The organism is Streptomyces sp. B21-105 (genome assembly GCF_036898465.1).
Classification (GTDB): Bacteria; Actinomycetota; Actinomycetes; order Streptomycetales; family Streptomycetaceae; genus Streptomyces.
On sequence record NZ_JARUMJ010000001.1, the window covers coordinates 8,812,532 to 8,835,970 of the forward strand.

Annotated in this window: 27 protein-coding genes and 4 pseudogenes; 12 read left to right on the forward strand and 19 right to left on the reverse strand. The window is 71.5% G+C overall.

Annotated features, from left to right (window positions below):
* The first annotated feature begins 50 nt into the window (after positions 1–50).
* The 3 genes and pseudogenes from QA802_RS39350 to QA802_RS39360 form a co-directional block, all read left to right on the forward strand.
* The gene (locus QA802_RS39350) at positions 51–359 is read left to right on the forward strand and encodes an ArsR/SmtB family transcription factor (RefSeq protein WP_334533368.1); all 309 of its coding nucleotides are present in this window, start codon (positions 51–53) and stop codon (positions 357–359) included.
* Entirely contained in the window at positions 356–1,468 is a 1,113-nt protein-coding gene (gene arsB, locus QA802_RS39355) for an ACR3 family arsenite efflux transporter (RefSeq protein ID WP_334533371.1), read from the forward strand. The genes QA802_RS39350 and arsB overlap by 4 nt, the downstream gene beginning before the upstream one ends.
* Positions 1,465–1,863: pseudogene (locus QA802_RS39360) on the forward strand (FAD-dependent oxidoreductase); the annotation flags it as partial. The gene arsB and the pseudogene QA802_RS39360, both read left to right, overlap by 4 nt.
* A 5-nt stretch (positions 1,864–1,868) precedes the next feature.
* On the opposite strand, the gene QA802_RS39365 reads toward QA802_RS39360, so the two are convergent.
* Entirely contained in the window at positions 1,869–2,243 is a 375-nt protein-coding gene (locus QA802_RS39365) for an ArsR/SmtB family transcription factor (RefSeq protein WP_334533374.1), read from the reverse strand.
* A gap of 162 nt (positions 2,244–2,405) precedes the next feature.
* On the opposite strand from QA802_RS39365, the gene QA802_RS39370 reads away from it, so the two are divergent.
* The 3 genes and pseudogenes from QA802_RS39370 to QA802_RS39380 form a co-directional block, all read left to right on the forward strand.
* Entirely contained in the window at positions 2,406–3,809 is a 1,404-nt protein-coding gene (locus tag QA802_RS39370; RefSeq protein WP_334533377.1) for an NAD(P)-binding domain-containing protein, read from the forward strand.
* Between the two features lie 140 nt (positions 3,810–3,949).
* Positions 3,950–4,306 (forward strand): annotated as a pseudogene (locus QA802_RS39375) (PP2C family protein-serine/threonine phosphatase); the annotation flags it as partial.
* Positions 4,293–4,790 (forward strand): annotated as a pseudogene (locus QA802_RS39380) (RNA-guided endonuclease InsQ/TnpB family protein); the annotation flags it as partial. The pseudogenes QA802_RS39375 and QA802_RS39380, both read left to right, overlap by 14 nt.
* A gap of 224 nt (positions 4,791–5,014) precedes the next feature.
* Here the strand turns inward: QA802_RS39380 and QA802_RS39385 are convergent.
* The gene (locus QA802_RS39385) at positions 5,015–5,704 is read right to left on the reverse strand and encodes a GAF and ANTAR domain-containing protein (protein WP_334533379.1); all 690 of its coding nucleotides are present in this window, start codon (positions 5,702–5,704) and stop codon (positions 5,015–5,017) included.
* A gap of 474 nt (positions 5,705–6,178) precedes the next feature.
* Here QA802_RS39385 and QA802_RS39390 point away from each other — a divergent pair, with 474 nt between their 5' ends.
* The 3 genes from QA802_RS39390 (at position 6,179) to QA802_RS39400 (ending at position 8,658) form a co-directional block, all read left to right on the forward strand.
* Positions 6,179–6,400, forward strand: coding sequence for a hypothetical protein (locus tag QA802_RS39390; protein ID WP_334533382.1), 222 nt, complete (start codon positions 6,179–6,181; stop codon positions 6,398–6,400).
* A 331-nt stretch (positions 6,401–6,731) separates the two neighbouring features.
* Positions 6,732–8,090 (forward strand): hypothetical protein, encoded by a 1,359-nt coding sequence (locus tag QA802_RS39395; RefSeq protein WP_334533385.1) that lies wholly within the window; start codon positions 6,732–6,734, stop codon positions 8,088–8,090.
* Positions 8,091–8,244: 154 nt separating this feature from the next.
* Positions 8,245–8,658 carry a TraR/DksA family transcriptional regulator gene (locus tag QA802_RS39400; protein ID WP_334533388.1) on the forward strand — a complete coding sequence of 138 codons (414 nt, stop codon included), beginning with the start codon at positions 8,245–8,247 and terminating at the stop codon, positions 8,656–8,658.
* 21 nt (positions 8,659–8,679) lie between these two features.
* Here the strand turns inward: QA802_RS39400 and QA802_RS39405 are convergent, their stop codons facing one another.
* The 5 genes from QA802_RS39405 to QA802_RS39425 form a co-directional block, all read right to left on the reverse strand.
* Positions 8,680–8,931, reverse strand: a complete 252-nt coding sequence (locus tag QA802_RS39405; RefSeq protein ID WP_334533391.1) for a DUF4344 domain-containing metallopeptidase — start codon at positions 8,929–8,931, stop codon at positions 8,680–8,682.
* A gap of 291 nt (positions 8,932–9,222) precedes the next feature.
* On the reverse strand, positions 9,223–10,104 hold the full coding sequence (locus tag QA802_RS39410; protein WP_334533394.1) for a short-chain dehydrogenase/reductase: 882 nt from the start codon (positions 10,102–10,104) through the stop codon (positions 9,223–9,225).
* 43 nt (positions 10,105–10,147) lie between these two features.
* On the reverse strand, positions 10,148–10,663 hold the full coding sequence (locus QA802_RS39415; protein WP_334533397.1) for a hypothetical protein: 516 nt from the start codon (positions 10,661–10,663) through the stop codon (positions 10,148–10,150).
* A gap of 52 nt (positions 10,664–10,715) precedes the next feature.
* Positions 10,716–12,347 carry a phytoene desaturase family protein gene (locus tag QA802_RS39420; RefSeq protein ID WP_334533400.1) on the reverse strand — a complete coding sequence of 544 codons (1,632 nt, stop codon included), beginning with the start codon at positions 12,345–12,347 and terminating at the stop codon, positions 10,716–10,718.
* Positions 12,340–12,843: an SRPBCC family protein gene (locus QA802_RS39425; protein WP_334533403.1), complete on the reverse strand. Its 504-nt coding sequence runs from the start codon at positions 12,841–12,843 to the stop codon at positions 12,340–12,342. Before QA802_RS39425 ends, QA802_RS39420 begins: the two co-directional genes overlap by 8 nt.
* Positions 12,844–13,091: 248 nt before the next feature.
* On the opposite strand from QA802_RS39425, the gene QA802_RS39430 reads away from it, so the two are divergent.
* Entirely contained in the window at positions 13,092–14,303 is a 1,212-nt protein-coding gene (locus QA802_RS39430; RefSeq protein ID WP_334533406.1) for an MFS transporter, read from the forward strand.
* Between the two features lie 42 nt (positions 14,304–14,345).
* Here QA802_RS39430 and QA802_RS39435 read toward each other — a convergent pair whose 3' ends face one another.
* From QA802_RS39435 to QA802_RS39460, 6 genes are all read right to left on the reverse strand, one after another.
* Positions 14,346–15,089, reverse strand: coding sequence for a rhomboid family intramembrane serine protease (locus QA802_RS39435; protein WP_334533408.1), 744 nt, complete (start codon positions 15,087–15,089; stop codon positions 14,346–14,348).
* Positions 15,090–15,209: 120 nt separating this feature from the next.
* Positions 15,210–15,821 carry a dihydrofolate reductase family protein gene (locus QA802_RS39440; RefSeq protein WP_334533411.1) on the reverse strand — a complete coding sequence of 204 codons (612 nt, stop codon included), beginning with the start codon at positions 15,819–15,821 and terminating at the stop codon, positions 15,210–15,212.
* Positions 15,818–16,681, reverse strand: a complete 864-nt coding sequence (locus QA802_RS39445; protein ID WP_334533415.1) for a metalloregulator ArsR/SmtB family transcription factor — start codon at positions 16,679–16,681, stop codon at positions 15,818–15,820. Before QA802_RS39445 ends, QA802_RS39440 begins: the two co-directional genes overlap by 4 nt.
* Before the next feature lie 158 nt (positions 16,682–16,839).
* Complete coding sequence (locus tag QA802_RS39450; protein WP_334533418.1) at positions 16,840–17,805, reverse strand: YihY/virulence factor BrkB family protein; 966 nt, start codon at positions 17,803–17,805, stop codon at positions 16,840–16,842.
* Positions 17,806–17,881: 76 nt separating this feature from the next.
* Positions 17,882–18,307 carry a DUF6233 domain-containing protein gene (locus tag QA802_RS39455; RefSeq protein ID WP_334533420.1) on the reverse strand — a complete coding sequence of 142 codons (426 nt, stop codon included), beginning with the start codon at positions 18,305–18,307 and terminating at the stop codon, positions 17,882–17,884.
* An 8-nt stretch (positions 18,308–18,315) separates the two neighbouring features.
* Positions 18,316–18,549, reverse strand: coding sequence for a DUF8825 domain-containing protein (locus tag QA802_RS39460; RefSeq protein ID WP_334533422.1), 234 nt, complete (start codon positions 18,547–18,549; stop codon positions 18,316–18,318).
* 53 nt (positions 18,550–18,602) lie between these two features.
* Here QA802_RS39460 and QA802_RS39465 point away from each other — a divergent pair.
* A pseudogene (locus QA802_RS39465) lies at positions 18,603–18,731 on the forward strand (ATP-binding protein); the annotation flags it as partial.
* Positions 18,732–18,779: 48 nt separating this feature from the next.
* Here the strand turns inward: QA802_RS39465 and QA802_RS39470 are convergent.
* Complete coding sequence (locus QA802_RS39470) at positions 18,780–19,187, reverse strand: hypothetical protein (RefSeq protein ID WP_319167819.1); 408 nt, start codon at positions 19,185–19,187, stop codon at positions 18,780–18,782.
* Positions 19,188–19,287: 100 nt separating this feature from the next.
* Positions 19,288–19,710 (reverse strand): hypothetical protein, encoded by a 423-nt coding sequence (locus QA802_RS39475; RefSeq protein WP_319167821.1) that lies wholly within the window; start codon positions 19,708–19,710, stop codon positions 19,288–19,290.
* Between the two features lie 235 nt (positions 19,711–19,945).
* Here QA802_RS39475 and QA802_RS39480 point away from each other — a divergent pair, with 235 nt between their 5' ends.
* Complete coding sequence (locus tag QA802_RS39480; RefSeq protein WP_334533427.1) at positions 19,946–20,668, forward strand: maltokinase N-terminal cap-like domain-containing protein; 723 nt, start codon at positions 19,946–19,948, stop codon at positions 20,666–20,668.
* Between the two features lie 118 nt (positions 20,669–20,786).
* Here QA802_RS39480 and ppk2 read toward each other — a convergent pair whose 3' ends face one another.
* From ppk2 to QA802_RS39500, 4 genes are all read right to left on the reverse strand, one after another.
* On the reverse strand, positions 20,787–21,605 hold the full coding sequence (gene ppk2, locus QA802_RS39485; protein WP_334535180.1) for a polyphosphate kinase 2: 819 nt from the start codon (positions 21,603–21,605) through the stop codon (positions 20,787–20,789).
* A 185-nt stretch (positions 21,606–21,790) separates the two neighbouring features.
* Positions 21,791–22,774 (reverse strand): aldo/keto reductase, encoded by a 984-nt coding sequence (locus tag QA802_RS39490; protein ID WP_334533430.1) that lies wholly within the window; start codon positions 22,772–22,774, stop codon positions 21,791–21,793.
* 45 nt (positions 22,775–22,819) lie between these two features.
* Positions 22,820–22,993 carry a hypothetical protein gene (locus tag QA802_RS39495; protein WP_334533433.1) on the reverse strand — a complete coding sequence of 58 codons (174 nt, stop codon included), beginning with the start codon at positions 22,991–22,993 and terminating at the stop codon, positions 22,820–22,822.
* Between the two features lie 65 nt (positions 22,994–23,058).
* Positions 23,059–23,415: a PRC-barrel domain-containing protein gene (locus QA802_RS39500; protein ID WP_334533436.1), complete on the reverse strand. Its 357-nt coding sequence runs from the start codon at positions 23,413–23,415 to the stop codon at positions 23,059–23,061.
* Positions 23,416–23,439: the final 24 nt, after the last annotated feature.

A 23,439-nucleotide genomic window follows, 5' to 3' on the forward strand; every position in this document is an offset into this window, starting at 1 on the left:
ACTTCAGCCCCCGCTGATGTCAGCGGTTGATGATGTGAGAATATCAGCGCATGCTGACTTCAGTCGATCCTGATGTGATCCGGGTGCTGGGCGATCCGCTCCGCCTTCAGATCGTGACCCTGCTGGCGCGCGAGACGCTCTGCACGACGCACCTGGTCGAGGAGACCGGAGCCAAGCAGACCAACCTGTCCAACCACATGAAGGTGCTGCGCGAGGCGGGGATCGTGGAGACCGAGCCCTGCGGCCGCTTCACCTACTACAAGCTGAAGCCCGAGGTCCTGGCCGGGCTCTCCGAGCAGTTCGCCGCACTGGCCGAGTCCGCCCGTACCGCTTCCGAGAACAAGAGGGCCTGCCCGTGACCTCCACCGAGCCCGCTACCGCCTCCGCTCCGGCCGGCGGTGGGGACGACTCGATCGTCAAGAAGCTCTCCACCCTCGACCGCTACCTCGCGGTGTGGATCCTGCTCGCCATGGCCGTCGGCCTCGGCCTGGGCCGTCTCATCCCCGGCATGAACGACGCACTGGCGAAGATCGAGATCGGCGGGATCTCCCTGCCGATCGCGCTCGGCCTGCTCGTGATGATGTACCCGGTCCTCGCGAAGGTCCGTTACGACCGGCTCGACCGCGTGACCAGCGACCGCAAGCTGCTCATCTCCTCGCTGGTCATCAACTGGATCGTCGGCCCGGCCGTCATGTTCGCGCTGGCGTGGATCTTCCTGCCGGACCTGCCCGAGTACCGCACCGGGCTGATCATCGTCGGCTTGGCCCGCTGCATCGCCATGGTCATCATCTGGAACGACCTCGCCTGCGGCGACCGCGAGGCCGCCGCTGTCCTGGTCGCGCTGAACTCGGTGTTCCAGGTGCTCGCGTTCGGGCTGCTGGGATGGTTCTACCTCGACCTGCTGCCGCGCTGGATGAACCTGGGCGACGGCCAGGGCCTGGACGTGTCCGTCTGGCACATCGCCCTGAACGTCGTCATCTTCCTCGGCATTCCGCTGCTGGCCGGCTTCCTGACCCGCCGCTTCGGCGAGCGGAAGATGGGCCGCGAGAAGTACGAGGCGAAGTTCCTGCCGAAGATCGGCCCCTGGGCTCTGTACGGGCTGCTGTTCACGATCGTCATCCTCTTCGCCCTGCAGGGAAAGACGATCACCTCGCAGCCGCTGGACGTCGTACGCATCGCACTGCCGCTCGTGGTGTACTTCGCGATCATGTTCTTCGGCACGTTCCTGCTCGGCAAGGGCCTGGGCCTGGCCTACGACCGCACCACGACGCTGGCGTTCACGGCGGCGGGCAACAACTTCGAGCTGGCCATCGCGGTCGCCATCGCGACCTTCGGTGTCACCTCCGGTCAGGCGCTGTCCGGCGTCGTCGGACCGCTGATCGAAGTCCCGGTGCTGATCGGCCTGGTCTACGTCGCGCTCGCCTGGCGAAGGAGGTTCGCCCCCGACGCGGTGACCACGGCCCCGTGACACGGCACACGGATGTAGTGGTGGTCGGCGGCGGCCAAGCCGGGCTCGCCGCCGGCTACCACCTGCGCCGGCAGGGTCTCGACTTCGTGATCCTGGACGCAGATACGGCGCCGGGCGGCTCCTGGCAGCACATGTGGGACTCCCTGCACCTGTTCTCTCCGGCGGACCACTCCTCGTTGCCGGGCCGGCTCATGCCCACCCAGGCGGGCGAGACCTACCCGGACGCCGGACACGTGGTCGACTACCTCGCCGACTACGAGAAGCGCTACGACATGCCGGTCCAGCACGGCGCCCACGTGGGCGCCGTGCGTCGCGACGCAGACCGGCTCCTGGTCGAAGCCGACGCGGGCAGTTGGCGGGGGAAGGCGGTCATCAGTGCCACCAGCACCTGGTCCGGTCGTCAGGCCGCAGCCGGCATGGCCAGCAGCTTGCCCATGGCCGCGAGCACCGAGGGCTCGACCCGGTAGTACACCCAGGTGCCGCGCCGCTCCGAGGTGAGCAGTCCGGCCTCCTTCAGCTTCTTCAGGTGGTGGGACACGGTGGGCTGGGAGACGCCGACGTCGGAGATGTCGCACACGCATGCCTCCCCGCCCTCGTGCGAGGCCACGGCGGAGAACAGCCGCAGCCGCACAGGGTCGCCGAGCGCCTTGAACATCCGCGCCGCGGTCTCCGCCTCCGCGGCGCTCATGGGGCGCTCGGCCAGCGGCGGGCAGCATGGCGCCACACCCTGACCATCGGCGGGCTCGATCAGCGGCAGCACCTTCGCATTCGACATACGTCTATGTTGACACACGTCGAACCAGTAACGGCGACGTCGATGTGCTCCATAACCGATCCCCCTGGATTCGATGAATGTCTATGTTGACGCTCATCAATACAGGTGCCATGCTGGGCCGCGCAAGCCATCGACAGATGTCGAACCACGCAAGGAGTCGCCGTGAACGCGCCCGCCACAACCGAGCTGCCCGTCGTCGTGATCGGAGCCGGACCCGCCGGCCTGGCCGCCGCCGCCCACCTGCTCGACCAGGGCATCGAGCCCTTGGTCGTGGAAGCCGGTCAGAAGGTTGGCGCAGCGGTGCGCGAGTGGGCGCACGTGCGCCTGTTCTCCACCTGGGGCGAGGTCGTCGACCCGGCCGCCGAGAAGCTCCTCGCTCCCACCGGATGGACCCGCCCCGACCCGGACACCTACCCCTCCGGCGGCGACTGGGCCGAGCAGTACCTACAGCCGCTCGCCGACGTCCTCGGCGACCGCGTCCGCCTCGGTGCGACGGTCACCGGCGTCTCGCGCACCGGCCGGGACCGCATCGTCGACGCCGACCGCGAGCAGCAGCCGTTCGTCGTGCACTTCACCCACGCCGACGGCCATGAGGAGCGCGTCTTCGCCCGCTCCGTCATCGACGCCTCCGGCACCTGGGCCACGCCCAGCCCGGCCGGCGGCAGCGGCCTTGCCGCCTTTGGCGAGCGTGCGGCGGCCGACCGGATCACCTACCGCGTCCCGGACCTGAAGGACCCCGCCGTCCGCGCCCGGTACGCGGGCAAGCGCACTGCCGTGATCGGCTCCGGCGCCTCCGCCTTCACTGCCCTCGCCTACCTCGCCGACCTCGCCAAGTCCAAGGACGGCGCGGGCACGAAGGGCGTATGGATCCTGCGTCGGGGCATCTCCGGGTCCACCTTCGGCGGTGGCGAGGCCGACCAGCTCCCGGCGCGCGGCGCCCTGGGCCTGGCGGCGAAGGCCGCCGTCGACGAGGGCCACGCGGACGCCGTGACCGGCTTCCGCACCGAAGCGGTCGAGCGCGACACAGACGGCCGTCTGGTCCTGGTGGGCGAGGACGGGCGCCCCCTGGACGCGGTCGACGAGGTGATCGTGCTGACCGGCTTCCGCCCCGACCTGTCCTTCCTGGGCGAGCTGCGTCTGGGCCTCGACGAGCGCCTCCAAGCCCCGGTTGAGCTGGCTCCGCTGATCGACCCCAACCAGCACTCCTGCGGCACCGTCTACCCGCACGGCCACCGCGAGCTCTCCCACCCCGAACCGGGGGTGTACCTGGTCGGGATGAAGTCCTACGGCCGCGCGCCGACGTTCCTGGCGATGACCGGCTACGAGCAGGTCCGCTCGGTGGCCGCCGCGATCGCCGGCGACCTCGACGCGGCGGACCGCGTGGAACTCACCCTGCCCGAGACCGGAGTCTGCGGCGGCGCCGGCCTGTTCGACGCCCCCGGCACCCAGGAGGCCGACGGCGGCGGCTGCTGCGCGCCCGCGCCGCAGCTCGTCCAGCTCGGCGCCCCCGTCGCGGCCGGGGCCGCTGCTGAGGAGGCGCCGGCGGGCGGCTGCTGCGGCTCGTGACCGACCTCAGCACCCGAGACGGCGGGGTCGCGACCGGAGCAGGGGACCGGTCGCGGCCCCGTGCCGCCCTGCCCGCCCTCTGCGCCACGCAGATCGTGAGCTGGGGCATCGTCTACTCCGCTACTCCGCCTTCCCCGTCCTACGACCTGTTCGCCCTGAACGGAAGCCGCTGGGCGTTCTTCCGCGGCGAAGTGTGCGGCAAGGGCCCCAAAGCCGCCGCGGTCACCTTGCTGACCCGCTACACCCTGCGGGCGGCGGCCCTGCACGATCCCGACCCGGTCACCGCGCTCACCACCTTGAACACGGTGCTGCACGAGCGCTGTACCGGCGGCGACCCGCGATACTGCACGGCGATCTTCGGCATCCTCACCCGTGACCCGTGACCCGTGACCCGTGACCCGGACACCGGTCACGTCACCGTCAGCCTCGCCTCCGGAGGGCATCCGCCCGCCCTCGTCATCCGCGGCGACGGAGAGACGGACCCACTTCGCCGTCCTGTCCGACGGCACGAAAATCGACTCCCCGCGGTTTCTGCGCCGCGCGGAGAAGAAGCTGAAGAAGGCCCAGCGGGAACTGTCCCGCAAACAGAAAGGCTCGAAGAACCGCGCCAAGGCCCGGCTCAAGGTCGCTCGCGCCCACGCCAAGGTCACCGATGCCCGCCATGAGTTCCACCACCGGCTCTCCACACAGCTGATCTCCGAGAACCAAGGGATCGCCGTGGAGGACCTGTCGGTGACGGGACTGGCCCGCACCAAGCTGGCCAAGTCCGTCCACGACGCCGGCTGGGCCTCATTCATCGACATGCTCCGGTACAGGGCGCAGCGGTACGGACGGACCCTGATCAAGATCGGCCGGTTCGAGCCGACCAGCCAGACCTGCTCCGGGTATTCCGATGACCGGGAATCCCCGCATGGTGTGCCTCTCTTGTTGCGCCATGCCGTCGGTAGGGGTGATCCAGGCGGACCGGACGGGGGTTCGTGAAATGTTTCCTCGGTTACAAAAGGCTTTCGTACACTTGCACGAGCCCAGGGAAATCGCCGGGCGAAAATAGCGGGGGAGGCGGCGCGAGGGCCGGGAATCAGGTGTGAGAGACCCCGAAGAGGGGACTTGAAGTGCAGGCAGGGCCCAGCGGCGGTCCCATGGGGCTGGCCCGGCCCAGGCTTCTTCGGTTCAGACTGCGTGCCGGGGGAGCCGCCCCCGAACGGTCATGAGAGTCCGCCCTTCTCGCAGACCAGGCGCGCGACCTCGCGGAGCTTGACGTTGTTCTCCTGCGAGTAGCGGCGCAGCACGTCGAAGGCCTGCTCCTCGCTGAGGCGGTGGCTTCCCATGAGGATGCCCATGGCCTCGCCGATGGCGTGCCGGGTGGCGACGGCCTGCTCCATCTGCGCGTGGGTGCGGGCGCTGGAGAACGCGACCGCGGCGTGCGAGGCTAGCAGCCAGCCGGCCAGCTCACTGGCCTCGTCGAACGCGCCCGGCCTCCGCGAGTAGAGATTCAGCGCGCCGAGATCCTCCTCGTCGGTGAAGAGCAGGAAGCCCATCATGCTGCCCACGCCGAGCGCGTGGGCCTGCGGGGCGTAGGCGGGCCAGCGCTGCTGCTCGCCGGTGAGGTCGGCGATGCGGAAGACCCGCTCCCCGTCCGCGCTGCGGGCGGCGTCGAAGCAGGGTCCCTCGCCGAGCCGCGCCTGCAGGCGGTCGCTGTCGACGACCAGACGATCGGTGGGGGCGAGCGACTCCACCTGCGCTTCGTGCAGCACGAGGATGCCTGCGGCGTCACAGCCCGTCACCAGTTCGGTGGCTGACGTGGTGATCCGCTCGAGTGTGGCGCCGACCGAATCCTGCGCGAGAAGATCCCGCGCCATCGACGCCAGCTGCTCCGCAAACCGGTCCCAGTCCACGCCGTCCTCCCTCGTCCGCCGCCCTGAAACCACCGCATACCCAGCTTTGCACGCGACGAGTACCACGGTGAGCGTGACGGGCCCGGGGAGGACCGGGGCAGCGGCGCGCGGTCACCGCCGGCGGCGCGCGCCTGCCGCACCTCGCGGTCGACCGCCCAGGCATCGGCCGCTGCCCCGAGGTGAATGCCCCGAGGTGAATGCCTCGAGCGACGCGGGTCGTGTCGCGGAGTCGTCGAACTCCCCGTCCTCAGGTCCTGGCCCACTGGACTCTCTGCATAGCCAGTTGTGGATCCTCCGTCAACGACAGGAGGACAGCCGACGGTGCAAGGTGGTGACCGCCGCCGCCGGGAGGCACCCGACGACAGCTCAAGTAGTTGTCCTGCAAGGCGAGTTGTCGGACAACGCCTGCTTCGCCTCGAGCTTGTTCCGGCTGCTCGCGCACAGCGGCCCCGACCCGCTCTACCGAGGAGAAACATGAAGTACCGATTGGCCGGGGCACTTGCCCTGGGGTCAGCCGGCCTTCTGATCGGCGGAGGAACTCCATACGCGGCCGACGCGGGCGCCTACACCGGCACCCGCGGCGGCTGGGCCGGCTGGACCGAGAACGGCGACACCCTGACGGTGTGCGACCTGAGCTCGGACGGGCACGGCGTCCGCGGCTACATCTACCCCCGGTTCCAGCGGCGACCCGGGTAACGGCAGCGTCCTCATCAAGGGCAACGACCCGAGCAACGACGGCAACTGCGCCACGTTCGCGAAGGACCTCAGCGAGAGCAGCCGCATCTCCATAAAGGTCTGAGTACGCCGGGCGACGTCATCACCTACTGCCGTTGCACCGCGATCCGGTAGCCGAGCGCCGTCGGCCGGGTCCCGGCGCCCAGAGCTCCGGGACCCGGCCTCTCATGTCGCCCCCAGTGCGTCGCGTGCGGGGAAGTCCTGCGACGCTCTGCCCTGTGCGACGACACCGCGGTCACCGTGGACCGCGGTCGTAGCCGCCTCAACTTCCGTCGAGACAAGGATCCACAGAATGCGTAGAAACGGCCTGCGAGCCGCTGTGGCCACCGCCTGCCTGGCGGTGGCCGCCCTGTTGTTGCCTGCGCACACCGCTGAGGCGGCCCCCGGCGACAACCCGGGAGCCCTTACCGCGATCACCTCCTCCTCGGAGCTGGCGAAGCTCCGACTGGTCGAGCACCGCGTTCCGACCGCCTCGCTCGACAACCTGGCGAACGAGATGGGCACGTCCCGCGGGGTCGACCAGGTCCTCGCCAGCGCCAACCACACGATGCGCAACGCGGCGAGCTGCTCCGGCACGGAGACCTCCGCCCTGCCGGTGAAGCCGACCGCTGAGTCCGCGTACTGCTGGGACACCGGTGACGCGGTGACACAGGACTGGCTGCCGCAGTCCGTTACCTCGTCAGGAGACGCGGACAACGACGGCGTGTGGGGCAACAACAAGGTGATTCTGTCCGGTTGGGGGCAGAACGGCACCACCACCACCGACCACATGGGCCGTATCGCCTTCATCGACGCCAACAACCCCAGTGCGTTCAAGTATCGCTGGGTACTGCCGGTCGTCCCGCTCAACGGCGGCACCGACTACCGCGCCCTCAAGACCCACATGGGCGGCATGGTCTGGTACCAGGACAAGCTGATCGTCACGTCCTGGGAGAAGGACGCCGATGCCAACGTGATGTACATCTTCGACATGAAGCGCATCCTCCAGGCGACCGTCAACAGCCCGACGGTCGGCAAGGTGAGCGGTGGATGGTCGGCAGGCGGGTACCAGTACGTGATGCCGGCCATCGGCTCCTACAGCCTCGCCGGCGGGGCCTGCAGTTCTGCCAACGACGACGCGCGGCCGTGCTTCGGGTCCGTCTCCCTGGACCGCAGCAGCGTGCCGGACAGTCTGGTCGCCACCGAGTGGTTCTCTTCCGGCGGCACGCAGCCGGCCCGCATCTGGCGATACGACTTCGGCTCGGACCCCGGCTACCTCGCCACGGACGGCAACGGCCGGGTGAACGCCTCGCAGGCGTACGAAACGAAGGCCGTCGGACTGCAGGGCGTGCTGTCCCACAGCGCCACCAGCGGCGGCACACCCGATTTCTACGTCGCCGACGCTCGCGGCGGTGTGGGTCAGCACGGCATCCTGTGGCGGCAGAACACCAGCGGAGCCAAGGCGGCCGCCAACTGCGGGCAGGACATCACATATGCCTGCTGGGGCCAGCACACCGAGAGCATGTCCTACTGGTGGAGTACGGGCCGGGTGTGGACGCTCACCGAATGGGCGGCAGACAGCGCGGGACACTGGTCCGGCACCGAAACGGCGATTCCGCAGCGCGTGCTGTTCTCCGTGCCACTGTCTTCGATAGACGCGTCCCTCAGCTGACAGCGGGTGCCCCAGGACACCGGTCTCCAGGGCGCAGCGGTTTCCAGGATGCCCTCCTGCCCTCCTGCCCTGCCCTCCTGCACTCCTGCACGACGGCATGCGGTCGGCAGCCGCGGCCGGGGAATCGTGGACCGCGTATCCGCGTTGTCACAGCATGGGAGAAGCATCCCGCTGCAGCGACGACGGGCCCGATCCGTCCATCCTCTCGAGGGCCCGCACGCGCCTCGCGGCCGACCGAGCGGGCACGCTCGCCCGGGCGGCCGCGCTGAGCCGGGACTTCGACGGGATCGTCGCGGCGAACGCCCTGATCGCGGTCGACGACGAGCACGACCCCGAAGGAGGCACCACCGCCTTCGAGCGGGCCCACGTGGCCTCCCTGATGGCGCAGGCGCACGAGCACCTGGAAGAACTGGACCGGGCGCTGGAACGTCTCGACCAGGGACAGTACGGACGGTGTGAAGGCTGCGGCAGGACGATCCCGCCCGAACGCCTGGAGATCCGTCCGGCGGCCACCACCTGCGTCACCTGCGCCCGGGGCGGCTCGCGCCGACAGCCGCCCCGGGCCTGACACGCGGCCGAGCGACCCACGTCACGACCCCGCGCGGGGCGTGTGGTCCGGGTCCGCCCCCAGGGCGTCCGTCCACGTGGCGCGCACGTTCTTCCACTCCCGTTCGCAGCCGCGTGCACGGTGTGCGGGGAGCGACCGCGGGCCGACGAGGTCCGCGTGCCGTGCCGGGCCGGCCCCGTAGAGGTAGCAGAGGTGATTGACGGCGCGCTGCTCGTCCGTGGAGTGTTCGTCCTCCTGGCCGTCGTCGACGTTCTCGTAGGTGATCGCGGACACGGCCGGCGACGCCCGGCGCGCCGGCCGTGTCCGACCGGCAGCCCGTGGTGAGGGCGGTGAGGACGAGGCAGAGGGCGATCGCCGCGGACGGCAGGGCGGCACGGGCCGGCTTCCTGCCGCGGATGTCTCCCCGGTCCTTGGTGCGGGCACGCATCGCCACCGGTCCCCCTCCCCGGATACCACCCCACCGGCATTCCTACCAGCGACGGCGCTCGGACGGTCGTCCGGCGAAGGCGCGGAGTGTGTGCGCACGCAAACGGGAGATGTGTCCTCCGGATGCCGTCCGCGCCGCTAGTCGGGGGCGGTGGTGGCGGCCCGGTCGGAGCGGCCGCCGGCGCCCAGCAGGCCCGTCGGGTGCAAGGGCTCCTCGGCCTCGAGCCGGGGCAGGGTCCGTCGTGTCGCACGCAGGACGAGCGGAGGGATCGCCGCCCGGCCCACTTGGGCCAGACGCAGCCACGAGGGGATGTAGACAGCGGTGCTCCGCTGTTCCACGGCATGGACGAGGCGGGCCGCGACGGCCTCCGCCGGGTGCACGCGCCGGGCGGGGAACGGCATGTGGCTCCGCAACTCCCGCAGGGCGGCGTACCGGTCGCCGTCGCGGATCATGTCGGTGTCGATCCAGCTGAGGTAGGCGAGGCCCACGGCCACGTCACGGTGCGCGACCTCGGCCCTCAGGGCGTGGGCGAAGGCCTCCACCCCGGACTTCGACGCACAGTACGCGCTCATCAGCGGGGCGGCGCCGAGGGACGCCAGCGAGGCGATCTGCAGGTGATAGCCCGCGGTCCGCATCAGGTCGGGCAGGAAGGCCCGCGCCGTCTGAGCGCTGCCGACGAGGTTGACCTCGACCACGCGGCGCCACGTCGCGGCGTCGGAGCGGGCGAAGGGGGCGGCTTCGGCGACGCCCGCGTTCGCCACGACGGCCGACGGCGGTCCCAGGCGCCCGCGGACGACCTCGGCGGCGTCGGCGAGGGCCCCGGCGTCGGTGACGTCGACCCGCAGGGCGAGCGTGGTCGCCGGCAGCGCGGCCGCCGTCGCCCGCAGCGCCGTCCCGTCGTGGTCGAGCAGGGCCAGCCGCGCCCCCCGCCCGGCGAGCGCGGCCGCGAGAGCCGCTCCCACGCCGCGTGCCGCTCCGGTGATCACGACGGTGCGGTCCTTGAGAGGGCTGTCGTCCACGGCGGTTCCCTTCTGGTGCTGCGGCACGCCGGCAGGGGCGGGCTCAGCCCGGACGGTCGCTGCCGTCGGCTGGACGGGCGGTGTGGGCCGGGTGGCCGGTGGTGCGTCGGGTCTCCTTCAGCTCGGCCTCGAACAGGTGGTCGCGGCCCTGGGCCAGCTGGTCCACGGCCTCACGCGCGAGGTGCGTGAACGGCCGGTGGTAGGTCGCGTCGTACGCCTCGACGATCTGGAAGGTCCAGTGCCCGGGGATCACGTTGCGGCCCAGGATCTCCGTGCGCACCTTGTCGGCCCACTCGGGGTGGCCGGCCTTGCGCAGCAGGTCGACGGCCTGGTCCAGCTGGAAGTCCGCGGTGCCGGTCAGCTGGTGGAAGCTGTAGAGGTGGCCCCGTGCGCGTTCGGTGGTCTCCAGGGCCTTGGACAGCGCCCCGAGCGCTTCCACGGTCTCGTCGCTGACGCCTTCCGGGCGCCGGTGGGCGCGGTCGGGGCCGTCCTGCGCAAGGGCGCGGTCGGGGCCGTCCTGCGCAAGGGCGCGGTCGGGGCCGTCCTTCGGGATGTCCATGGTGCTGTCCGTTCCTTGTGCAAAGGATCTCGGGGCGGTGGGGCGGGCGTCGTCACGGTGTGTGCGGTGGCTTCCGTCCGGTGCGGTCCCGGCGGGTGAGGACGCGCTGTGCGCGGGTGAGTCCCGAGAGCCGCTGCCGGTGCAGTGCGGCGCGGGCGGCGTTGGATCCCGGGGCGCCGTGGACGCCTCCGCCCGGGTGCGCGGAGGCCGAGGCGAGATAGAGCCCCTTGACAGGCGTCTCCGGGCGGCCGGTTCCGGGCACGGGACGGAAGACGAGCTGCTGGTGCATGGCCGCGGTGCCGCCGTTGATCGCCCCCCCGTACAGGTTGCTGTCCAGCGCCTGGAGCGTGGGCGGGGCCAGGATGCGGCGGGCCCGGATGAGGGAGCGGAACCCGGGAGCGAACCGTTCGACCTGGCGTTCGATCCGGTCGGCCATGATCTCCTGCTCCCGGGGACTCCAGGCACCCGTCAGCCCCTCGTCGCCCGCGTCCGACGTGACGACCTGCGGAAGATGGGTGTACGCCCAGGCGGCCTCGGTCCCCCGGGGCGAGCGTGAGGCGTCCGCCGTGGTCATCTGGCCGAACAGGGCGAACGGCCGGTCGGGCACCTGGCCCATGGCGATCTGGGCCGCGAAACGGGTGAGTTCGTCCACGCCGTCCGCCAGATGGACCGTGCCGGCCTGCGCGGCCGGCGCGGCCCGCCAGGGCACGGGACCGTCGCACGCCCAGTCCACCTTGAAGGTCGCGAAATCCCAGGCGAAGCGCCTGAGGTCGTCGAGCACCTGGGACGGCAGGTGCTCGGCCTCGACGAGCTCGCCGTACAGCGCCGACGCCGACACGTCCGCGAGGACGGCGCGCCGCGCATCCACCGTCTCTCCCTCGGCCGTGCGCACGCCGACGGCCCGCCCCTCCCGCACGATCACGCGGCGCACGCGCTGCCCGCAGCGCAGGACGCCGCCACGCGACCGCAGCCGGCGCACGAGGGCGTCGGTCAGCGCCCCCGCGCCGCCGACCGGCACCGGAAAGCCGTGGCTCTGCCCGAGCATGGACATCAGCCAGCCGAAGCCCCCGCTGCCCGCGGCCTCCGGAGCCAGGTCGGCGTGCAGCGCGTTCCCGGCCAGCAGCAGTCTGCCGCCCTCACCCCCGAACTCCTCACTCCCCAGACGGCGCACGGGCAGGATCAGCGTCCGGGCCATGCGCAGGCCGCCGGCCCCCCTGAGCCTCGCGGCGAGCCGGGCGGTGGCGCGCAGCGGCGGGAACGGGGTGAACAGGGCGTCCAGGATGTCCGGGGCGAGCCGGTTCCATGTGTCGTGCAGGCGCCGCCACGCGTCGCCGTCGCCGGGGTGGAAGGCGTCGAGGGAGTCGGCGGTGGCGTCGAGGTCCCGGGCGAGCACCGCGCAGCTGCCGTCTGTGAGGGGATGGGCCAGCACGCGGGGTGCGTGGCTCCAGCGCAGCCCGTGATCGCCGAGACGCAGCCGCCGCAGCACGGGCGACGCGGCGGCGAGCGGATAGAACGAGCTGCAGAGGTCGTTGACGAACTCCGGGTCGACCTCCCGGTCGTGGCGTACCGCGCCCCCGGGCCCCGGCTGCTCCTCCAGGACCTCCACGCTCCAGCCCTCGTCGGCGAGCAGGTTGGCCGCCACCAGCCCGTTGGGTCCGGCGCCGATCACCACCGCATCAGGCATGACCGCCGCCGACGCCGTGCGCTGCCTCCCCGCGCCCTCGCAAGCCCGACGGCCGTGCCGACCGGCTCTGGTCCTCGCAGACCCGGGCGAGCCGGGCCAGCATCGCGCGGTGCCGCAGCTGGATCAGTCCTTCGAAACCCACGTTGTGGAGCCGCCCGCTCGCTCCCTGCAGCGGATGCTCGTCCACGATCACCAGGCAGTGCTCACCCCAGGGGCGCAGCCCGATGGCGATGCGTGCCGATCCCAGCACGCCCGCGTGCGCCTCCAGCTCCAGTTCGGAGGCCTCCTCGCAATGCCGGACGACTGTCTCGTTGGTGAGCCGCAGGGGGCCGAGGCGCACCTCGTAGCGGATCGCGGAGCCGACCTGCGGCCACTGTCCCCGCACCGGTTCGGAGGACGCCGTGCCCACCACCCACTCCGCGTAGCGACCGCCGTCCGCGAGGACGGCCCACACGGTCTGGGGACTCACCTTGATCAGACGATGCCGTACCGCCACGCCACACCTCCGGAACACCAGGACAGGTCCCCCGCCGAGTGCCCATCCCGACGAACCCCAACCGGCGCCCGTCGACGGACGAGGTCCCCCGAAGCGGTTCCTTTGCTTCTGCGATGGCATAGGGGGCCCTTGCCGCGTGGTCCCGCGTCGGGCCGCAGGTGTGCGGTGCGGGACGGGGGAGTTCCGTGCGCTGCGGCAGGACGCACGTCCCGTTCCCCCGTGACACGGAGAGCGAAGGGGAGCGACGGATGCCGAGTGGGCTGATAGCGCCGGCACTCGGCGGCTTCGGCATCGGGCCGACCGGGTTCCTGATCGCCGGGCTGCTTCCACCGGTGGCGTCCGGTTTCGGAGTGTCCGAAGCGACGGCTGGCCGGCTGATCTCCGGGTACGCGTTGAGCGTGGCGATCGGCGCGATCGTGCTGACCGCGGCCACGGCTCGGTTGCCCCGCAAAGCGGTCCTGGTCGGCCTGGTGGCCCTGTTCGTCATCGGCAACCTGCTGTCGGCCGTCGCGCCGAACTGTCCGGTGATGATGCTCGGACGGATCGTCGCGGCGTTGTGCCATGGCTCGTTCTTCGGCATCGGCTCGCTGGTCGCCCGCAGCCTGGTCGCGCCGGAGCGGAAGTCCCGCGCGGTGGCGGTCATGTTCGCGGGGCTGACGCTCGCGAACGTGCTGGGCGTGCCGTTCGGTGCGCTGGTCGGCGAACGCTGGGGCTGGCGGGCGGCGTTCTGGGCGGTCACCGCCATCGGCGTGCTGGCGCTGGCGGGCATCGTCGCCCTCGTCCCCGGCTGGGCGGGCAACGCACCGCCGTCGCACGCGAGGAACGACCCGGACCCGGACCCGGCGCCGCCCAGCGGCCTGCGAGCCGAACTCCGAGCGTTCCGGTCCTGGCAGGTCTGGCTGACACTGACGGCCACCGCGCTCGGCTGCGGCGGGATGTTCGGCGCGTTCACCTACCTCGCCTACACCGTCACCGAGGTCGGCGGTTTCTCCTCGACGGACGTCGCCCGGCTGCTGATGGTGTACGGCGCCGGCCTCGTCGTCGGGAACCTGGTCGGAGGCCGAGCGGCCGACCGGGACCGCGACCGCGCCCTGGTCCTCGCCCTTCTCGGACTCGCCGTCACCCTGACCGCGTTCGGCCTGCTGGCCGGCAACGCCGTCGCGACGGTGATCCTGCTGTTCCTGATGGGGGCCTTCGGTTTCGCGAGCGTGCCCGGCCTGATCACGAGGGTCACCGACCACGCCCACGGGGCCGCGCTGGCCGCAGGCGCCAACGTGTCGGCGTCCAACATCGGCAACGCCCTGGGCGCCTGGCTCGGGGGCATGGCCATCAGCGCGGGCCTCGGCTACACCGCGCCGCTCTACGTCGGCGCGGGCGTCGTCGCCCTGTCGGTGGTCGTCATGGCCGTCGCCGCGAAGCGGGACGAGGCGCCCGTGCGGCAGACCGAACACATCACGTGAGCGCAGGGCCGGTGCCGGCGCGGGCCGGCCGTCGAGTGCCGGTCAGAGCAGGCCCAGGTCGCCGAGTTCCTTGTGCAGGGCGGCGCGTGGGCTCGCGGCGCTGTGGCGGGCGTCCGCCGTGTCGTCGGTTTTCGTGCGGCGGCCCCGGGTGCGGTCACGACCACGAGGGCGGTCGCGGTCGCGGAACAGCCATGCGCCCGCCAGGCCGCCGACCAGCCCGCCCAGGTGCGCGAGCCAGCTCACGCCGGGCGTGCCGGGGACCGCGACGGTGAGCATGTAGGCGAAGGAGGCCGCCATCACGACGCCGACGAGAGTGTCGAGCAGGTGCCGGTCGAAGAGGCCGCGGACGACGACGTAGCCGAAGTAGCCGAAGATCAGGCCGCTGGCGCCGACCGTCTCGACGTGTCCGTCCTCGAAGAACCAGACCGTGAGCCCGCTGGTCACCGCCACCAGCAGACTCAGCCCGAGGAAACGCACCACACCCCGGTAGGCGGCGAGGAAGCCGAACACGAACAGCGGGCCGGAGTTGCTCTCGATGTGGGCCCAACTCCAGTGCAGGAACGGCGCGGTGAGAACGTGCGGGAGGCTGCCCGTCTCACCGGACACCAGGCCGTACTCGCGCGCCGTGGCGTAGTCGTCCGCGAAGTTGACGATCTGCGCCAGCCCGACCAACGCCAGGAACCCGAACATCACGAAGAACGCCTTCCGCGCCTCCGCGACCGTCTGCTCCGGACTGCCCGGCGACGTGCCGGACCGATGCGCCACGCCGGACATCTCGTCGCCCATGGGCGCCCCCTCCCGTGCTGACCTAGATGATGCCAGTCGCCCGCCCCGCACGCCACGCCGGGTCGGTGGACGGCTCGTGCGAGCACCGTGCGAGGACAGGGCCCCGTGACGCCGGTCCGTTCAGCGGAGCCGGTCGTAGACCACGGCCGTCTCGCCCAGTTCGCCGGTCTCGTGGTGGGTGAGCCGCCACTGCGAGCCCGGCAGACCGTCCTCGAACAGCCGCCGGCCGCCGCCGACGATCTCGGGGCAGATCAGCAGGTACAGCCGGTCGACCAGGTCCGCGGAGAGCAGCGCCTTGATCACGCTCGCGCTGCTGTTGACGAGGATGTCGCCCTCGCCGGTGGCCTTGAGGCCGGCGATGACGTCGGCGGCCGGGGCGTTCACCACGCGGGCGTGGGCCCACGGCGCTTCGGTCAACGTCGTCGACAGGACCACCTTCTCCGTGTCGACCAGCCACTTCGCGTATCCGCGGTCCCGCGGGTCGGCGTTCTCGTCCCCGGCGACCATCGGCCAGAACCCGAGGAATCCCTCGGCGTTGACTCGACCGAGTACGGCCGTCGTGGCGTCCTGCCGCATGCGCGTGAGATGGCCCCGCGCGACCTCGGTCGTTGCGTAGCGGACGATCGCGCCGAGATCGCCCGGCCCGCCGGGGCCGCTGTACCGCCCGTCGAGGGTGAGGGCGAGGTTCGCCGTCACCTTGCGTCCGGGGGACTTGGACTTGGACTCGGTCATGACTGTGCGTCCTTTCCTTCGGTGTGCGTCGCCTCGGCGGCGCGCTGAGCGCTGCTGACGACGTCGGCGAGCTTGTCGAGGCTCTGGCCGAAGCCGATCTCGATGCCGGCGACGAAGTCCGCGGAGTCGACGGTGCTGTCGCTGAGGCGCCAGCGGGCGTCGAGGTCCGTGCCGGCGGCGGTGGCCCGCAGGCCGAGATCGACGTGAGCGGTGAAGGCGAGGCCGCCGCCCGGAAGCAGCGGCGACAACCGGTAGGCGAGACGCTCGCCCGGCTCCGCCACGTCGACGACTCCCTCGGCGCGTCCGGCAACCGGGTCGCAGCCGTCCGCGTCCTCGACGTCGCGGTACTCCTGGACGATCCGGCCGCCCGGCCGCGCCTCGAAGACCAGCTCGGAGACGCGCAGGTCGTCCGGCGCCCACCACCGGGCGAGCAGGGACGGCTCGGTGAGGTGACGCCAGACCAGCTCCGGGCGGCCGGCCAGTGACCGGTGGAAGCCGAACGATCGGCCGTCGGCCCATCCCGACTCCTCCGCGCGGCCCCTCTCTGTCTGCACTGCGGCGCCGTAGCGGGTGTGCGTCGTATGCGGGCCGTCGACCCGGTCCGCGTCGTCGGCGAGCCGGGTCAGTTCGGCCGCCAGCTCCCGCAGGGGGCCCGACCGCAGCGTGTAGACACGGCGCTGGCCGGTGCGCCGGGAGGTGAGGACGCCGGCGCGCTCCAGGGTCTGCAGGTGCTTGGTCGTCTGCGGCTGGCGCGCCTCGGCGAGCTGGGCGAGGACGCCGACCGAGCGGGGGCGCCCGGCCAGCAGAACCACGAGCCGCCAGCGGGCCGGATCGGCCAGTGCGGTGAGAAGTGCGTCCATGGCTCCAGTATTCCTCGACACGAATATTCGTGTCAAGGAATGCATAGGCTGCGGGAGGGAGTGGAGGGCGGACGGCGGAACCGGGCGGGGTGAGCGTCCGGTGGACGGGCAGTTGGCCGGAGGGCGCGGCGGCTCCTCGGCGGGTGCGTGCGGACGCGTCACGCACCCGGACCGGGGTCCGGCCGTACAGCCGAGGTGATGCCGGCGCGAGCCGCTTCGAGTTGCGCGGCGAACGCGATGCCGAGGAAGAGCGCGACGGCCGTGAGGTTGGCCCACAGCAGCAGGGCGATGAACGCGGTGAGCGGCCCGTACAGGGCGCCGAAGCCGCCGCTCTCCTCGACGTACAGGGCGAGCAGCCAGGTGGCCGCGACCCAGAGCAGCAGGTGCACGGCGGAGCCGAAGGCCAGCCAGGTGTACCCCGGCTGCACGCGGCGGGGCGACCAGCGGAAGATCACGGCGGACGCTGCCCAGGCCAGGACGAGGCCGACGGGGATCTCGAGAACGCTCCACCATCGTGGTCCGCCGCCCTCCCGTCCGGCGGACTGTGCGACGGCGTCACCGACGGCCTCGCCGGCGACGAGCACGACGAAGCCCAGCACCAGGGGCAGACCGGCCGAGATCGCGAGGACCAGTGCCCTGGCGTACTTGCGCGGGAAGGGGCGGTCGCGCTCGATGCCGTAGATGCGGTTGGCGCCGCGTTCGATCTGCCCCATGGCCGAGGCGAGGTTCAGCAGCGCGAACGCCAGGCCGAGCCAGAGGGCGAGCGTGCTCCACACGTCGCCGTCGGCGCTGCGCCGGGTCCCCGCGAAGGCGTCCTCGACGATGTCGGCGCTGGCGCCCGGCACGATGTGGCCGAGGGTCAGTTCGATGATCCGGCCGGCGCCCTCGGTGTGCACCGAGGTGGCCAGCCCTACGAGTGCCACGGTGCACGGCACCAGTGCGAGCACCACCTGGAAGGCGAGTGCGCGTGCGTTGCTGAAGCCGTCCGCGTAGCGGAACCGGGCGAAGGAGTCGATCAGCAGCCGCAGGCCTCCGTAGTGGCGCAGGGCGGTGAACGCCTCGTCTCCGGAGAGTTCCTCCCCGATCATGTCCCGGGTCTGGGGGACGTGGACGGCGGTTCCCATGGTGTGGACACTCCCTCGTCGAGTGGACGCTCCCCGTGCGGTTGCCCCGGAAACCGTCCCGCCCGACCTGATGCTTTCACGCCACGTCGATGCCCAGTGCCGTGTCCGGGCGGCAGAACCGGCACGGCTCGATGTTCGGGACAGCGAGCGCCGTGCGTGCCTCGTCGGCCCGGATCCGGTGCGAGGCGGCCTCGATCATGGTGCAGTCGGCCAGGTGGATCAGGGCGGGCTCGGGCCCGCCGGGGGTGCGCTTCTGCTGTACGACGAAGCCCTCGTCCCGCCCGGGGACCGGGTGCGGGGTGAAGCCGGGCAGCGACCCGGCGCCCTTCGCCCGGGGAGCCGGCCGACGCTGCGGCCGATGCTCGGAGCGGGCGAGCGCGGCGAGTACGGCGTCCCGCTGGAGCCGCAGGTAGACGGCCAGGGTCTCGTGCTCCGCCATCTGCCGGTCGAGATGGGCGAGGATCACCCGGAGCCGGGACGGGTCAGGCGGCAGCTGGGGCACGACGCGCCTCACCCCCGTCCGGGGTGGGCCCCATGGCGGAGCCCCCCTCCGCGTCCTGCCGTGAAAAAGGCTGCCCGCGCCGCCGCGCTCCGGCCACCGCCCCAGTACGGGTGGGACAGCACTTCGCACGACAGCCGGATGAGTCTGCGCCGCAGGGCGCTGCACGGCTGGGCGGCGAGCCGGCGGTAGGTGGTGTGCCAGTCCTCCAGGGCCTCGGCGAGATCGGCGGGAATCGGTCGCATGGCCGAATTCAATCATGTGTTCGATTTTCGGCGCCGGCCCGACGACCCCGACGGGCAGGTATCTCGAGCCCTACGCCGAGGCGGCCCGCACCTGGCTGCACGGCGAGGCCGAGGTCGTCGACACCACCCACCTCACGCCCGCCCAGGCCGCAACGCGGATCGCGGAGGCCGTCAAGGGCTGAGCTTGTCGTTCGACGTCCGGCTTCGGACGGGCGAGCCTGACGAAGGGGTCAGGCGGCGTAGAAGCCGAGCCATGGAGTGCTCGGGTCCGCAAAGTAGAAGCGGAAGAGGGTGCCGTCCTTGACGTCGGTGGCGATCGTGGTCCACTCGTTCGCCGTCGTGGTCTTGTAGTTGTCCTGGCAGTAGTTGAGGGAGGGGTGGGGCTTGTTGTAGAAGCAGACCTTCACCTTCCGGGCCGCCGAGATCTTGATGTTGATGTCGGCGCAGTTGCTGGTCGTCGACCAGTAACTGTTGCCCCAGGGAAGGTAGTGGGTGTTCCGGCTCTTCTCGAAGGAGTGGGCGCTGCCGTAGCAGGTAGCGGCGCTCGCGGTGGTGGCAGTGGCTACCACCCCCGCACCCGCGAGTGTGAGCGCCGCCGTGAACGCGGCGATCGCCTTGGGCGTCGTGCGTATGGTCATCGGTGTTCTTCCCCCTGTTTGTCGGAAGTCGTGCGCTCCGGCATCACGAGCCGAAGTCCCGGGCGCGGCCTCGTGCCGCTGGTTGCCGGGGCGGCCGTGTTCAGTGGGCGAGGGCGCCCCTGAAGGTGTTGCTGGCGAAGTCCAGGGAGACGCTGTAGCGGGTGCCGTTCTTGACGTCGCTGGCGATCACGCGCCACTTGTTCAGGTCGCTCGACTTGTAGAACTCCTTCCAGGAGTTGCAGGTCGTGCCGCCCGAGGCCGGGTGGAAGCACACCCGCACCAGCAGGGGGCTGGCGTTGCCCCAGCTGGTGATCTTCAGGTTGATGTCGTTGCACCGTGAGGTGGTGGTGTACGGGCCGAAACGGTGCTCGGCCTCGTCCGTTCCCATGTTGAAGGTCTTGCTGACCGCGCCCTCGTAGCAGGTCGCGGCCGCCGCGTTCGACGCGGTGCCGACCGTGAGCGCGCCGGCCGCCATGACCAGCCCACCCGCGACCGCCGTCAGCCGCTTTGCCGTCGTCCTCATAATCCGATCCCCCATAGGTCTCTGGTATCCGTACTCCGTGATCCGCAGATCCGGAATCCGTGGACAAGCTACAGAACCTGCAGCTCACAGGGTCCCTATAACTATTCAGGATGCTCCGCTGCGGGCCGCGAGAACGGCTGACCGCGGCCCAGTCTGGGCTCACCGTCGGGGCGGGCGACCCCGGGGATGGGAAGGTGGGGGAGTCGCATCCGTTCCACGGAGGAGAAGCCTCGGCATGGCCGTCATCCACCACACCGTCCTGAAGCCGACCAAGCTGGAGCTGCTCACTTCCTGGCTGCCCACCCGGCCGTGGTACGCCGGCGGCGCGGGCCGACCGGAGCCGGCCAAGGCCGGCGGCTTCCGGCTGGACGACCCGCAGGGCGAGGTCGGGATCGAGTTCATGGTCGTCACCGACACCGCCGGCCCGCACCCGGCCGCGTACCTGGTCCCGCTCACCTACCGCGGCGCCCCTCTCGAAGGGGCGGAACACGCCCTGGTCGGCACGACGGAGCACGGGGTGCTGGGCCGGCGCTGGGTCTACGACGGCTGTCAGGACCCGGTGCTGGTCGCCCAACTGCTGGCGCTCATCGAGGGCCGGGTCCAGGCGCAGGCCCAGAGCACCAGTGACACGCCCGACCGGGAGGTCATCCGCTCCTGCACCGGCGACGCGCCCCTCGCCGCGGACTTCTCCGCCGACACGGACCTCACCGCGCCCCTCACCGCCGCCGACGACCGGGACGGCACCGAACTGTCCGCACCGCACGGCACCAGGCTCCGCCTGAGGCGAGTGCTGACCCCCGCCCCGGACGACGCGCCCCTCCTCCCGCCGGACGCGACCGGCCATGTCGCCGGCTGCTGGCACACACCCGCCGGTACCCGCGAGCGGGGCCTGTTCGCCGTCCTGCTCACCGATCCGCGCGGTCAGGGTGACTCGTCCGGCGCGGTCAGCCGGGGATGAAGCCCGGCCACCGGGGCGGGGCGTCCCCCGGGCCCACCGGACCGGGGGACGAGTCCGGCGTGCCGAGCCACGTCACGAGGAACCGGGCCGCCGAAGACGGCGCCGAGCAGGAACCCTCTCACTGCTCACGGGTTCCGATGCCCGCCGCGTGGTCGGCGACGTACGTGCGCAGATCCCGTGGCGGACGCTGGTAGCCGGTGGAAGCGGGCCGCTCCGGGAGCTCCAGCACGGGCGGCGGCACCTCGTGGTACGGCACGGACGACAGCAGGTGGGCGATCATGTTCAGTCGCGCCCGCCGCTTGTCGTCGCTCTCGACGACGTACCAGGGCGCCTCGGCGATGTCGGTGTGCACCATCATCTCGTCCTTGGCCCGGGAGTACGCCTCCCAGTGGGTGATCGACTCCAGGTCCATCGGTGAGAGCTTCCACCGCCGCAGCGGGTCCTTGAGCCGGCGCCGGAAGCGCTCCTGCTGCTCGGTGTCGCTGACCGAGAACCAGTACTTGCGCAGCAGCACCCCGTCCTCGGCCAGCATGCGTTCGAAGATCGGACACTGGCGGAGGAAGAGCTGGTGCTCCTCCTTCGTGCAGAAGCCCATCACATGCTCCACGCCGGCGCGGTTGTACCAGGACCGGTCGAACAGCACGATCTCCCCGGCCGCCGGAAGGTGCTCCACATACCGCTGGAAGTACCACTGGGTGCGTTCGCGCTCGGTGGGCTTCGGGAGTGCCGCGATGCGCGCCACGCGCGGGTTGAGGTGCTCGGCGACCCGCTTGATCGTGCCGCCCTTGCCCGCCGCGTCCCGCCCCTCGAACACGATCACCAGCCGGGTGCCCGACGCCCGCACCCACTCCTGCAGTTTCACCAACTCCGTCTGGAGTCGCAGCAGTTCCTTCTCGTACGCCTTGCGCGGCAGTGCCGCCGCCTTCTTGCCGGACATGCCGCCTCCACCGCCCGTGACCCCTACGCCGACGACCCCGGAGTCCTCACCCGTGGCGAGATCGAACACCAGGACGCCACCGTACTGACCGACGACGCGCCGCGCACCCTGGACGGGCGCCGCGCACCCTGGACGGGCGCCGCGCACCCGGACGTGCACGGCGGTCCGTCCGGCCGTCCGCCCCGTCACGCGCCGACCGGCGCCCGTTCGTCGAGGAGCCCCGCCTCACGCAGGTCGGACCAGAGCCGGTCGGGGATCGGGGCGTCGAACGCCGCGGCGTCGAGCCGCACTTCCTGCGGGGAGCGCATGCCGATCACGATGCCCGCGACCGCCGGGTGCCGCAGCGGAAACGCCATCGCCGCCTCGGGAAGCCGCACGCCGTGCGCCTCGCAGACGTCGGCGAGTTCGCGCGCCCGGCGCAGGACGTCCGGTGAGGCGGGCGCGTAGTCGAAGTGGGCTCCCTCCACGGGGCGCGGAGTGGCGAGCAGCCCGGAGTTGAAGACCGACGCGGCGAGGACGGACACCCCGCGCTCCGTGCACGCCGGCAGCAGGTCGTCCAGAGCACGGTGATCGAGGAGCGTGTACCGCCCGGAGAGCATCACCACGTCGGCGTCGGTCTCCCGCACCAGCTCGGTCAGCAGCCCGGGGTCGTGCATGCCCGCTCCGACCGCCCCGACCACGCCCTGGGAACGCAGTTCCGCCAGGGCGGGGAAGCCTTCACGCAGCGCTGTGCCGAAGTGCTCCTCGGCGTCGTGCAGGAGGAGCACGTCGACGCGGTCGACGCCCATGCGGGCGAGGGAGTCCCCCACACTGCGCAGCACACCTTCACGGGAGAAGTCCCATACCCGGCGATGCGTGGCGGGTACGCGGAAACGCTCGTCGACGCGGCCCCGCGGATCCTGTGCGACGAGCAGCCGGCCCACCTTGGTGGACAGGGTGAACGTGTCACGCGGCATCCCGCGGAGGAAGTCACCGGTGCGGCGCTCGGACTGGCCGATGCCGTAGTGCGGGGACGTGTCGAAGTAGCGGACGCCGCAGTCCCAGGCGGCGCTCAGCGTCGCGGCCGCGGTCTCGTCGTCGAGCGGGGCGAAGAGCCCGCCGAGTGGTCCGCCGCCGAAGCCCAGCTCCGTGACCTCCACCGTGCTGCGCCCGAGACGGCTGGACCTCATCCGGTGCTCCTCTGCGTGCCTCGGCTCCGTAGCCGGCGGCGGCGGTCAGCGGACAATGCGGTGCTTTCGTCCGCCGCGGCGGAACCGGGCGGCGGCGTAGGCGAGATCGGCGAGGAGCACGACGGCGCCGATGACGAGCAGGTAGAACAACCCGTCGGCCGCGAATCCGATGATGCCGAGGACGAGGGCCACGAGGATCAGGAACAGGAACAGGGTCATCGTTTCTCCCCACTGGCGGGCCTCGGCGGCTTCGGCGGCTTTTGCGCTTTTGCGGCCTCGGCGTCTCAGCGGCGGGCGATACGGCGTTCGCCGCCGACGCCCGGCACGTAGTCCAGTTCGTAGTGGGCGAAGACCTTCGGCTCGTCCGGTGCGAGCAGCTCGCCGTCGACGTCGATCGACGGGGCCTTCCTCACCGTCTTCTTGCCGTAGGCCACCTTCAGGTTCCCGGGGCCCACCGTCGCCCCGGTGAGCGGTACGAACACCAGGCGGCGACGGGTGGGAAGACCGACGGTCACGGTGGCGAAACTGGGCACGTCGGTCCCGGTGTCCACATAGACCGACTCCAGGACGCCGATCCTGTGCCCCTCCGGATCCACCACGTCGTGACCGCGCCAGTCACGGATGTCGCCGGCTTCGAACATGAGCCACCTCCGCAGGTGCGGGTA